Source organism: Bdellovibrio sp., from assembly GCF_036384735.1.
In the GTDB taxonomy this organism is placed as follows: Bacteria; Bdellovibrionota; Bdellovibrionia; order Bdellovibrionales; family Bdellovibrionaceae; genus Bdellovibrio.
In genome coordinates this window covers 1-12,380 of the sequence record NZ_DASVLT010000040.1, presented here as the reverse complement: position 1 = coordinate 12,380, position 12,380 = coordinate 1, and the positions used below count along the sequence as shown (strand labels likewise).

General features: G+C 43.1%; 10 protein-coding genes and 1 pseudogene. 6 read left to right on the top strand and 5 right to left on the bottom strand.

From position 1 onward, the window contains the following. The first annotated feature begins 48 nt into the window (after nt 1-48). Nucleotides 49-885 (top strand): O-antigen ligase family protein, encoded by an 837-nt coding sequence (locus VF412_RS11675; protein WP_331339422.1) that lies wholly within the window; start codon nt 49-51, stop codon nt 883-885. 37 nt (nt 886-922) lie between these two features. Here VF412_RS11675 and VF412_RS11670 read toward each other — a convergent pair whose 3' ends face one another. Next, nucleotides 923-2,422, bottom strand: a complete 1,500-nt coding sequence (locus tag VF412_RS11670) for a hypothetical protein (RefSeq protein WP_331339421.1) — start codon at nt 2,420-2,422, stop codon at nt 923-925. Between the two features lie 136 nt (nt 2,423-2,558). Between VF412_RS11670 and VF412_RS11665 the strand changes: the two genes are divergently transcribed. The 3 genes from VF412_RS11665 to VF412_RS11655 are packed head-to-tail and all read left to right on the top strand — an operon-like array spanning nt 2,559 to nt 6,009. Further along, nucleotides 2,559-3,974, top strand: a complete 1,416-nt coding sequence (locus tag VF412_RS11665) for a UbiA family prenyltransferase (RefSeq protein ID WP_331339420.1) — start codon at nt 2,559-2,561, stop codon at nt 3,972-3,974. After that, nucleotides 3,971-5,275, top strand: coding sequence for an FAD-binding oxidoreductase (locus VF412_RS11660; protein ID WP_331339419.1), 1,305 nt, complete (start codon nt 3,971-3,973; stop codon nt 5,273-5,275). Before VF412_RS11665 ends, VF412_RS11660 begins: the two co-directional genes overlap by 4 nt. Continuing rightward, nucleotides 5,272-6,009 carry an SDR family oxidoreductase gene (locus VF412_RS11655; protein WP_331339418.1) on the top strand — a complete coding sequence of 246 codons (738 nt, stop codon included), beginning with the start codon at nt 5,272-5,274 and terminating at the stop codon, nt 6,007-6,009. The genes VF412_RS11660 and VF412_RS11655 overlap by 4 nt, the downstream gene beginning before the upstream one ends. Before the next feature lie 27 nt (nt 6,010-6,036). Here VF412_RS11655 and VF412_RS11650 read toward each other — a convergent pair whose 3' ends face one another. Continuing rightward, a complete protein-coding gene (locus VF412_RS11650; RefSeq protein ID WP_331339417.1) occupies nt 6,037-7,578 on the bottom strand; it encodes a hypothetical protein in 1,542 nt (513 codons plus the stop codon). Between the two features lie 192 nt (nt 7,579-7,770). Here VF412_RS11650 and VF412_RS11645 point away from each other — a divergent pair, with 192 nt between their 5' ends. Next, entirely contained in the window at nt 7,771-9,612 is a 1,842-nt protein-coding gene (locus tag VF412_RS11645) for an LTA synthase family protein (protein ID WP_331339416.1), read from the top strand. Here VF412_RS11645 and rfbG read toward each other — a convergent pair whose 3' ends face one another. After that, complete coding sequence (gene rfbG / locus VF412_RS11640; protein ID WP_331339415.1) at nt 9,613-10,626, bottom strand: CDP-glucose 4,6-dehydratase; 1,014 nt, start codon at nt 10,624-10,626, stop codon at nt 9,613-9,615. It abuts the gene before it with no gap. Between the two features lie 158 nt (nt 10,627-10,784). Between rfbG and VF412_RS11635 the strand changes: the two genes are divergently transcribed. Next, on the top strand, nt 10,785-11,498 hold the full coding sequence (locus tag VF412_RS11635) for a glycosyltransferase (protein WP_331339414.1): 714 nt from the start codon (nt 10,785-10,787) through the stop codon (nt 11,496-11,498). Here the strand turns inward: VF412_RS11635 and VF412_RS11630 are convergent. Both VF412_RS11630 and VF412_RS11625 read right to left on the bottom strand, forming a co-directional pair. Beyond that, nucleotides 11,495-11,812 carry a hypothetical protein gene (locus tag VF412_RS11630; protein WP_331339413.1) on the bottom strand — a complete coding sequence of 106 codons (318 nt, stop codon included), beginning with the start codon at nt 11,810-11,812 and terminating at the stop codon, nt 11,495-11,497. The genes VF412_RS11635 and VF412_RS11630 overlap by 4 nt on opposite strands. 36 nt (nt 11,813-11,848) lie before the next feature. After that, nucleotides 11,849-12,380, bottom strand: a pseudogene (locus VF412_RS11625) (hypothetical protein); the annotation flags it as partial.

The following is a 12,380-nucleotide window of genomic DNA, read 5'->3' as shown; positions in this document are numbered from 1 at the left end:
ACACTCATTTTAGCAGCCGGTATCGCTATTATATATGATGGTTTGATCATGAACACAGCGAGAGTCGCCTTCAATCCAGATCACAGATTTCAAGGTTTCTTCAATAACTCTAATGTTTTTGGTATGGCTGCTGGTCTTTGGACTTCCTTTTGTCTTACCTGGATTGGTTCACAAATCTATTTTAAAAAGAAAATCTCGATCTGGGCGATTATCACGGCTTTTCTATTTTTAGGAACGACTTATTTGACGTACTCACGAAGCTCATGGGGTGGCCTTGTGATTTCTGTGACACTCCTATTTATAACTCTTCGTAAAAATCGACGGATTCTATTCTCGGCATTAGCTTGCGTGGCGGTCGTTATCTTGATGTTTTCAACAAACGCATTTCATTTCAGGGATCGACTTCTTTACACTCAAAATCTAAATTCATCTTCTTCAAACGCCATTCGACTGCAAATTTGGAAAGCAAATATTAAAATGTTTTCCGAAAAACCCTTTTTTGGTGTTGGGTACTGGCAAAACACCCAATTGCTAAAGACCTATGGAACAGATATCCCCTTCGGCGACCAACAAGCTCATGCTCACAATCAGTATTTGCAGTTTCTTTCTGGCACGGGGGTTTTGGGACTTACAGCTTATCTAATACTTTGCGTTTATGGTTTAATGTGCTTGTATCGCAAATTTAGAAGCTCGAACGACATTTTGACGAAGCAATTTGCCCTCTGTGCGCTAATGGTTTTGATAACTTATCTCATTGAATCCTTCACCGATTCCCCAATGGATTCTAGAGAAGTTCGTAACATTATGATGTTAATTATCGGCGGCCTGTTGGGGGCTATTTTCTCACGAAAGTACGTCAACGATGCGAATGCTGAAATTGGCTAGCAATAGAAATCTCAGACAAGAAGAGCAACCGCTCTTCTTAATAAATCCTCAGCTTGATAGGATCTCTTTGGATGGTTTTTTGAAACTCAATAAGATCCTTGCGCAGGCCAGCCACTCGCGTGGGCTTGGCGTAAACCCATAGAATTGGATAACCTAAAACTACGCTTCTTTCTGTCGTTTCGAACTCTGCCACTTTGACCCAATCTGAGTTGGGATTGATCCATTTCAGATAGACAAATATTACTTCAACATTATGCTCTTTGGCGAGATTTGTGACCCAATCAAAATTAGGCGCGTGGAGGCGATAGTCCAAAGCCTCTTTTGAAGCCAGGCCATATAAATCTAAAACATAGAATGGATGTTTAAAGCCAACATAGCCGATATCATTAGTTCCAATGGCTTCAGGCAAATATTTGTTGAGAAAATCTACAGTGACACCTTGTTGATAGTATATATTTCGACAAGCCTGGCGAAGTTTTCCGACGCTTCCAAGATAAGGCCAATAAACTATGACAAAGAAAACAGTCCAGACTGCAACCCAGCTGCTCTTCATCTTTTTAAAATCAATCAACATCAAAATCAAAAGTGATAAATAAAGATAAATATAAACTTCATAGCGGTAAAACCAGCCGAAACGCCCAACAAGAATATGCAAAACTGCTGGTGTGATGATAATCCATAGATTGGTGATATTCGCTTTCTTGCTTTTTACACAAAGCGCAACCGCAACCAAAGTTAGCAGAATCAACATCATTCCCGGACGCGAGACCACATTCGCCCAAACATTGCCCAAAAGACTTAGTGGAAAAACCTCATGACTTTTTGTCTTCGCCATAACTGACGCTGGCAAGAAACCTAATTTTAGAAAACTCAGAAAGAGGGAGAACATAACCAGCGGCAAAAGAGATAGGCTTCCTACCAAGACAGCCTTACGAAACTGCCTCGACAAAATATAGAAACCCACAATAGCAACCCAAAACACAAGCATTTCATAGCGAATCAGTAAGGCGAGCGCTAAAATGCCAGCAACACTGACATCATTTTGATCGCCCACTTTTTCGTCTGGAAAACGCATTAGAATTTTATCAACAATGACCAGAACCACGAGGATCTGCAAAACATGTTCTAGTCCGGTCAAAGCTAGCCCGACACAATTGATAACTAAAAGACCCAAAAGAGTCACAAGAAAAGTGGCTCTTTCAGACCATCCACGCTTTTCTAAAATCTTAAAAAGATAACCTGCAAAACAAAGACTTAAAATAATATTTAACACAAGAGGAACAAGTTCATAAAAGCCAAAGGAAGAAAATGGCGCTAGCACCAAAGGCCACAAAACACTAGAGCTTGGAGCGGATAATTCCGCAGAGTTAAATCCATAATGCCCGTGCCAAATATTTCGTGCCAATTGCAGATGAATATAAGGATCATCAAGAGTGTAGTTAAAGTGAGTAAAGCCATCCGAAACCCACGCTAAAACTGCGACAAAGTGAATAGCAAATAAAACAAACGTCAGCAAAAACCACTTTTTTTTTGTCACAGCCGAAATGACCCCTCAAAAATTCATCTACAGGCGAAATATAACTCATGAGCAAACCAAAGCAAAAAGTCTTTACATACGTTAACGCCCCGCGCTTACTTGCGCCAAGTTTGCAAAATGATTAGATTAACCACCAATGACACAATTCATCGTTTGCGACCTAGATGACTGCCTAGTTAAAACTGACGTTCTTTATGAACAATGGATTTTTTTGTTCAAGGCGAAGCCCTTGGTTTTTTTCCAAAGCATCTTCTGGCTTTTCCGCGGACTTCCCTATTTTAAAACTCAACTTGCACAGCAGGTGCCACTAGCCGCAAAGCTTCTTCCATACCGCCAAGAGGTTCTTGATCTTTTGAAGAGCGCAAAAGAAAAAACAGGTTGCGAACTCATTTTAGCCTCGGCAAGCCCTGAGCCATGGATTCAAGAAGTAGCAACGCATCTCGGAATTTTCAACAGAGCCTTTGGCTCTTCGGCAGAACGTAATCTTAAAGGAAGCCGCAAACTCATCGCGATAAAGGAAAGCATTGGCTCAAAAGCTTTCACTTACTGCGGTGACCACCAAGTAGACCTAGCAATTTGGAAAGAGGCTGCAGAGATCGTAGCGGTGAATCCATCTAGTGGACTTCGTAAAAAGATTGAACGCCTAAATAAACCAACGCAGTTCATCTACGACAAAAGGAAAAGCACACTAGCCTTGATCGTCAAACAAATGCGCCCTCATCAGTGGATCAAAAATGCTTTAGTTTTTTTACCCGCACTTGCCGGTCATAAATTCTGGAATGTCGAAACAATTACTCAGTGCCTTTGCGCCTTCGCTGGTTTTAGCTTATCAGCCTCATTCGTTTACGTTCTGAACGATATTTTAGATCTTCGCTCGGACCGCAATCATCACACAAAGAAAAATCGCCCGTTTGCGTCAGGAAACTTATCCATTAAGTGGGGATTATTCCTACTTCCAGCACTGTTAGTCGGCGCCGTTCTTTTTGCAATACCGCTACCAACAATTTACCTAGCTTGGATTGCCACATATCTAATCTTGAATATCGCCTACTCGCTTTACCTAAAACAAAGCGTCGTAGTCGACATCATCATTCTTTCCATGATGTACACACTTCGTATTTTCGCAGGTTCCGCCGCGACGTCAGTTCCCGTTTCCGAATGGCTTCTAAGCTTTTCAACTTTGTTCTTCTTTAGTCTTGCCTGTGTAAAACGTTATACAGAAATCATCCGCAGCAAAAACAAAATCACGCTGGACGGTCGCGGCTATCGTCAAATAGACCATCCCATGATTCAAGCTTTGGGTGTCAGTTCAGGTCTGATCTCGATGTTGATCATCCTGCTGTACCTTCAAAGCAAAGAAGTTCGCGCACTTTACGGACGCCCAGAAAACCTATGGTTCGTCGCGCCGATTCTTTTATTCTGGATTTCAAGAGTTTGGATCTTAGCAAATCGCGATGAAATTCATGACGACCCCGTGGTCTTTGCCGTCAAAGATAAAGTAAGCTGGGTGTGCCTAGCTCTGACCGCTGTCGTTCTAGGGTTTGCTCTATGATGGAATATCCAAGTTGGGGTCTGTATCCCAAAGTGGCAAATCAGACTTTGCTGACATTAGAGCAGAGAAACCAGGATTTGCCACAGACAGATTCGAGTATTCTTCCAAGAGGCTTAGGCCGCTCTTACGGCGACTCCTGCCTTAATGAAAACGGCACCTTGATCAGCAACCTCAATCTAAATCACATGATCGCGTTCAATAGCGATACCGGCATCCTTCGTTGCGAAGCTGGCGTGAGTCTGAATGAAATATTGCAGTTTGCAGTTCCTCGTGGATGGTTTCTGAGTGTTTCACCAGGAACAAAGTTCGTAACTGTCGGCGGCGCAATTGCCAATGATGTTCATGGAAAAAACCATGGTCGCGCGGGGAATTTTGGTCATCACACTTTAAGCTTTGAACTTCTTCGCTCGAATGGCGAACGTCTGCTTTGTTCCCGAAATCAGAATCCAGATTACTTCCATGCGACTGTCGGCGGAATGGGGCTTACAGGATTCATTACTTGGGCTGAAATTCAGCTAAAGAAAATCCCATCCTCTTACATCGCTCAAGAACAAATTCAATTCTACAATCTTCAAGAGTTCTTTGAGCTCTCTCAGGAGTCCGATAAGAACTTTGCTTATGTTGCAGGTTGGGTCGATTGTGTCAATGGAGGCAATGACGTTCGTGGAATTATCATTCGCGGCAACTACAGCGAACAACGAGCCGGCGATTATCAAGTCCATCGTTCGAATAGTGCTAAGACTATTCCTACGTACTTCCCCGACTTTGCTTTGAATCCCCTATCGATTCGCGCTTTCAATCTTGCTTACTACCATAAGAATATTTTCAAACATCGCGCGAATACGGTTCATTACGAGCCGTTCTTCTATCCATTGGATTCAGTCAATAACTGGAACAAAATTTATGGCCGTCGCGGGTTCTTGCAATATCAAGTCGTTGTTCCTTACGCGACAGATAACGGGCAGGCTATTCGTGAAATCATGGATCTAGTGAAGAAAAGCCAAATGGGTTCCTTCTTAGTTGTTTTGAAAACATTCGGGTCTATTAAATCTGAGGGCATGATGTCCTTTCCTCGTGAAGGCGTAACTTTAGCTTTGGATTTTGCTAATTACGGACCTGAGTTACTAAAGTTCTTGGATCGTTGTGATGTGATCGTTAGGCAAGCTGGCGGCGCCATCTACCCCGCTAAAGATGCCCGCATGTCCAAAGAAGGTTTTGCTCAATTCTATCCCCGCCTGAATGAATTTGAAAAATTCATCGATCCAAAATTTAGTTCAAGCTTCTGGAGACGCGTCACATGAAAAAAATATTAATTATCGGTGCAACATCAGCTATCGCGCAAGAGGTCGCAAAGCAATACTCTATAGAGAAATCTGAACTGATTCTTGTCGGCCGCAGACGAGACTTTTTAGATATCATTGCCCAAGATCTACAAGTTCGCGGTGCCAGCAAGGTTTCTGTGTTTGCTCAGGATTTAAATGATTTTTCCCTTCATCACCAATTGATCGAAAAAATTTGGGGTCTTGCCAAGAAAGTGGACGTGGTCCTTCTGGCTCATGGAGTTTTGGGTAACCAAGACAAAGCCGAAGCCGATCAAGGCGAACTTCTTTCAATCCTTAATAGCAATTTCATGAGTCATGCCTCCCTCTTGAATGAAGTAGCAGCAAAAATGAAACAACAAAAGTCAGGAACTATCGCTGTCATTTCTTCAGTTGCTGGCGACCGTGGCAAACAGTCCAACTATATTTATGGAGCAGCCCAATCTGCAAAATCGACCTATGCCGATGGACTTCGCAATCGCTTATTCCCTTACAGTGTCAATGTCATCACTTTCAAATTAGGCTTTGTCGATACGCCAATGACCAAAGAGTTTAAAAAAGGCGCGCTTTGGGCCTCACCTAGTGGAATCGCTAAAGGTATCGTTAAATCTATCGAGCACGGAAAAAATATCGTATATCTGCCATTCTTCTGGCGTTATATCATGATGATCATCAAAAATATTCCAGAAGGAATTTTCAAAAAATTGAAGATGTAAAAAAAGACTCCTTACGGAGTCTTTTTTTTATTTACACTTCCATACTTGGAAGAATTCAGTCTCTTCTTTCAAACTATAGTTTGCAGCAAATGCAGCACGCATTTCGTCTGAAATTAGGAATTTTTTCTCATCATAAAGATTTGGGATACTCCAAGGCTCTTTTCCTTTTGGAAATATCATCGTTGGAATAGAGCACGCTTTAACGATGGCGACGGTCGACGACGGAATAGCAATATCAGAAGCCGCCATATCCATCAATGCGGCGCCATCAACAAGCAAACCACGTCCATGATAAATCAACCATGGCTTGTAAAAGCTTGACTCGTATTGCTTCATGTCTGTGTATCCCAGCTCTAAAGGTCCGGGATTTTTTTCCGCAATAGACTTCATATCGTCAAACTCACGGATGCGCTGAGGTGTTTGCGATAACAAAGCAACAATACGTTTTTGATGATTGATTGCCACAATTGCTAACATAATTAGGAAGGAAGAAACAATAATGGACGATCTTTTTTTAGAAAGCTGATCTGTCTCCCCGTATGTCGCTGCGGCCCAGAATAAAATGACAGGAACTAGCGGCATAAAGTGATGAGTCCCCGCTCCTGGCTTTGCAGCGAAAACAGCTATAATTAATCCTGAGACACAAAGTGCGATGTAGGTTTTCCAATAGTTACGAGTAAATCCTAAAGCATAGAGCAGTACCAAGAAGCTTAGAATGAATGAAATATTGCGAACAATCTCTTTAAGCAAAAGACCGTGTTTCGCTGCCATCCTTAGCCACTCTGCATATGAAAGCAAGCTTACATTGTGAAGCCCAAAAGGCCCCAATGCCGCTACCAAACAGAGCCCTGCTGCTATAATCAAACCTAAAATATTCAGTTTCGATTTTGATGATTCGAGATAATAGAACGCGATTGGCAAGAAATAGAAAACACCATGCACCTTGCAGTTCATCGCAAGCCCCATCAAAACGCCGATGATCCCATAAACAATAAGCTGAGATGATGACGACTTTTTGAAAATCTCTATAACAACAACTGACCAAAGAACGTAGACGGTCAAATAAGAATCCGGACGATTCCAATAACTGTAGTTATAGAATCCGAGAAGAGCTAGTGCCGTAACTCCGACAATGAGCAAACTATCACGTTTATGAGCCTCACGGAATCGAGCGGCGATATAAATTCCGATTAAAACCAAAAGTGCATTTAAAACACCTGGAAGCTTTCCTAAAAAAATCGTAGCTGATCCTAAAGACTCAAAACAAGCGGCAACAATGTAAGGCCATGGACCGTAAAGAAGAGAGTATCTTTGAGGAGCATCTAACGCAGTATAAATACTTCCTCCGCGAAGCCATACGGCTGCCACTGCTGCAATATTTGATTCGGCATGATCGAAGAATAGCGGTGTTACCAGATAAGAAAGAGCCGTTAATACAAACCAAGCCAAAGCAATAAATGCGACCGTCTTAAGGAAAGGAGCCCAATATTTCGATGAAACTCGATATTTCTCTAGGAGTGCACCGACTCCCCAAAAGAGCAGAAAATTAATTAATAAAGAAGAAATCATCTAGAGACTCCGTGCGAACTTAAAATAATTCTCAATTTTTCGAAAAAACTTAGCACTCTTTCGGAAGAAGTGTCACTTATTCTTCACACAGCCTTGGACCTAAAAGGCTCTCGAGAGATCTTTGTGGTATTGTGCATTAAATAGAGTCCTGAAACCCTTTATTTTCCCAGGTAATCGCACTAGAACCATAGTATGACTTTTCTTAGAGCTTCTATTTCGTATCTTCTTCGCGTCGTTATTTTTGGAATGCTTTTGCGCGTGGGCGTTGCCTTTTACACGGGCATTTGGAGTCTTTCCAATCCAGACACAATCTTTTCCTCGATCAAAAATTTCTTCTATGGCTGGCATTATGACCTGGCGATGGCGGCCTTCCTTTATTTCATTTTATTCGGAAGCCTGGTCTTGATTGGATATAGCAAATCAAAATTCAAAATTCTGAATTCTATTTTGCTATTTTTATATACGCTCTTCTTGATAACCGACGCCTTGTACATGAAAGAGTCCGGAAGACATATCTCTTACGAGATCTACAATTTAGTTACTATCGAATCGTCACTTGGCGCGTTGCTGTTAAAATACTGGCTGCCGTTGGTGTTGGTGGTTCTTGGCGCGTATGCTGGAACAAAATATGTGAAAGCCCAATATGCACCAATCAAAAGCATCCTTTGGCGTGTACCGGTATTTCTTTTTGTTGCGGTGATCAGTGTCGTTTTCATCCGCGGCTTTGAAGGGATTCCTCAAGATCCTTCATGGGCCTATCGCGCCGGAGGCGGTGCCACAGGATCTGTTCTTGCCTTGAACGGAACTTACGGAATTGTTTGGGGGATCTTCGCTGGAAAAAAATCAAGCAAAGAAGATATTTACGCTCCTAAAGATGCCGCTGTTGACCAGGTCTTTAAAGAGTGGGTCAGCAAACGTGGTATTAAAAATCCAACGGGACACTTTGACGGCAATATCGTCATTCTTTTCCTTGAAGGTTGGTCAGGAACGCTGCTTGATATGAGTGAAAACGGAAAGCCTGTTTTGCCATTCTTCTTGAAGTTACGCCAAGAATCTTTACGCCCTGAACTGATGGTTGCCGGAGGCCATCGCACGACAGAGGGTATCTTCGCTACAATGTGCAGCCTGCCCAATCCGTTTGGTAAGAGCATCATGTTCAGTGAAATCGAAAACAAAGACTTCACATGCCTGCCTCAACTTTTAGATAAAAAAGGTTATAGCTCTGCGTTCTTTCAAGGGTCCGATCAAAACACCAGCGGTGTTGGACTTTTGACATTGAAAACCGGATTCCAAAAATCCTATGGTAAAAACGAAATCCCTCATCTTGAAAAGTACGAGCAAAATGCTTGGGGCGTTTACGACCATGATTTGTACAAGTTTGCTGAAAGCAAAATGGATGAAATGAAAGAGCCCCTGCTTATCGCAATCAACACGAATACAACACACGATAATGCTCTTCCTCATGGGGTCACGACAGAACTCAATGACCTTAAAGAATATGCTCATTTTCACTATGCAGATAAAGAGCTACAGGATTTCTACAACTCACTGCTTAAGCGTCATTGGAAAAAAGATCTTTTGATTGTGGCTTTTGCGGATCACACCACATTTGCGAACAGCTTGTTTGAGCACTATTATATTCCGTTTTTGATGAAGTACGTTCCTACAGGTGGAAACACATCGCAAAAGCCATTTGAAGATAAATTGGTTAAGGGCGTGTTCCATCAAAACGATATCGCTGCGACATTGGCTGATCTCACCGGAACTGCGGCGCCCACATTCTTGGGCCGTTCTATGCTTCATCCGGAAAGCTACAGCGAAGGAGCCAGCATCTTCCATCTTGGTGAATCCGCTTGGTTTGAGGGCGACTGGTCTGTTGTGTTTAATATTCGCAAGTATGGCGAAAAGAAATGTTTCCTCTGGAAAGAAGACAGAACATTCACTCATGCTAAAGACTGCCCGCCTCAAGCTGATCGCATGTATATGAATGGCTTGAGTTTCCTTATCGGATCTCAAAACATTCTGTTCAAATAACTAAGTCGAATAATATTTTTTATACCAGGTTGCACAGTTTTGTGCGGCCTGAATCGGAGAATATTTCGCGGACCAGCCAAGTTCCGTTTCCGCTTTTTGAGAGTTTAAAATCCCATGAGTAGAAACACCTTTATTAACCAGATCGAGTTCAGCGGCTTTTACTCCACGGAACGATTCCATAAATGCATTTTTGAATTCCGATACAGATAAAATTCCGCCAGCTCCCGCACTGAAATTCCATGGCCCTGCGGCCTTGGGACCTTTTTCTATAAGCTTTTCCGCTAAAGCTAACAATCCCTGAATAGCATCATCAACAAACAGCCAAGACCGTTGAGAGTTTGGGTTTCTTAGAGGTAAATCGCCACCACCTTGTGCCGCCTGTGCGAGCAAATAAACCAAACTATTTTCCTCAAAGTCACCGCCACCAACAACGGCCCCCATTCTTGCCGTTGCAATCGAGATTTTGTGGCGATTGTATTTATCAGTTGAAAATACGCTGTTTAAATAAGATTGAACGACAAGCTCTGCACAAGCCTTCGCCGCAGAAATCGGAGAATTTCCCGCTAGAGCATCATCTTCTGTGTAAGAATTTTGAGCTATATTCACACGATAAACCTTATCAGACGTCAAAACCACAACCGCACGCACCGTCGCCGTCTGCTTCAAGGATTCTAGCAAATTCACAGTGCCCATCACTTGTGTCGAATACACTTCAGGAATCTTATCAAGAGATTCCTTCAGCCCTCCGCCGCCGGCAAGATGAAACACGACTTCCGCTTGCGCAAAATCCAAAGCTGAATTCAACGACTGCGCATCTCGCACATCTGCAAATGTAGAGGTCATGCCGTCACCGACATTGGCCACTTCAAAAAAATTAGGCGTCGTCGCCGGAGCCAGAGAGTATCCAAACACGATGGCGCCCGCTTTTTGTAAAGCCAAAGCAAGATGGCTTCCACGAAAGCCTGTATGCCCGGTGATGAAAACTCTTTTTCCCTGCCAAAAATTTGTGCTCATAGATATCACCATACACATTTGTCGAAACTGGGACACTATGAAATTGCAATTCTACAGGCAAAGCGATTAACGCAGCCCATTGTCATTACTTGAGCGCAGAAACCATTGGACATTCCCAAGCGAAAACATCTTTATTATTATAAATAAAAGGGCCGTTGATGATTGTTCTTGTGATTCCCTGCTACAACGAAGAAAAGCGATTGAAACTGAGCGAGTTTAATAAATACGCAAACTCGAATCTTCAGTTTTTATTTGTTGATGACGGCTCCAAAGATAATACAAAAAAAATTATCGAAGAGGCCACTCGTCAAAATCCTTACATTCATCTTCATGCTATTACAAAGAACGGCGGAAAGGCCTCTGCGGTTCGTGAAGGTTTTTTGGCGGTTCCCGCGAAGTTTTCATTAACGGCCAATGACTGGGTCGGTTTTTGGGATGCGGATCTTGCGACGCCACTTTCCGAGATTGAGAAAATGCTTCGTTATGGGGAAACTTATGGCGAAGTCGATAGCTTATGGGCCAGCCGCATTTATCGTCTAGGCAGTCACATCGAGCGCTCGGCACTTCGCCATTATTTAGGACGCGGCTTTGCGACAGTGATCGCTATTCTGTTAAAAGTGAAAAGTTACGACTCGCAATGTGGAGCAAAGCTATTCAAAGCCCCATTGATTCAAAAAGCTTTTCAAGAGCCGTTCACGAGCAACTGGGTTTTTGATGTCGAGATTCTGCTCAGATTGCACGATAAAAAAATCATAGAATACCCCGTCACCGAGTGGCGAGATATTCCAGGTTCGAAAGTGAAAGTGTTTCGCGAGATGGGACGCGTTTTCATGGATATCTTGAAAATCAGAAAACGCTATCTAGAAGATTAATGACCTGAATTCTTCAGTTGTTCCTCGACACCGTAACCGCGATGATCGGGGTGCACCCAATGAGCCAATACCTGTCCCTCATAAATCCAATAAAACCCGACGGGATCTGTCTCATGAATAGCAACGGCCAGCTTGCCTTTGCCCTCGGTGGCTTTCATCTTCAACAAAGTCTGTGATAATGACGCTTGATTCAACTTCCCACTCGAAGCAGAGGGAGTGCAATGCTCTTCATAGAAACGCGCCAACAAAGAAAGCTCTACCAAGTTGTAAAGACTTTCGCGGATAAAATATTTTTGAGTGTCCAAATCAGGCATAGATAAAGACTAAAGGTCCGCTGGCATCCCGTCAACCTAACGAGCCTGAGAAATCTTTGTAGCTCGTCCACGAGGAAGACTGCCGATAATTTCTGGCAAAAGGTCCACAAAGATGGATTCCTGTTCTCGATGAAAAACCTCCACAGGCGGAAGATCCGTCAGATAAAAGCGATTTTTCGAGCGAATCGCGTAGGGAATCACCTCGCGAGAGCGCCATGCGCGGATTCCCGCCAGAACTTCAAACTTCTGCACATCCACGGGCAGTAATTCAATCTGCGGCCCCAACGAAGGGCGTCTTTTAAAAATTCGTCCCTCATATAGAATTTCACTTTCGCGAAAATCCACACCCGAAGCTCGACCTATGTAGCGGAGGCCGAAAACTTTTTCTAAGCGATCACCAAGTTGCCAGATATTATGTCCCACCCACGCGACACTTTTCTGCGTGCGAATGTAGTCGTCAGCAAACGCCCTGGGCACACGGCTCTCCTCTTGAGAGCCCACATAAAACGTGGCCTGGCAGGGCTCAATGTCCCCGCTTTCATATTTCTCGATATCCTTCAAGTATTGT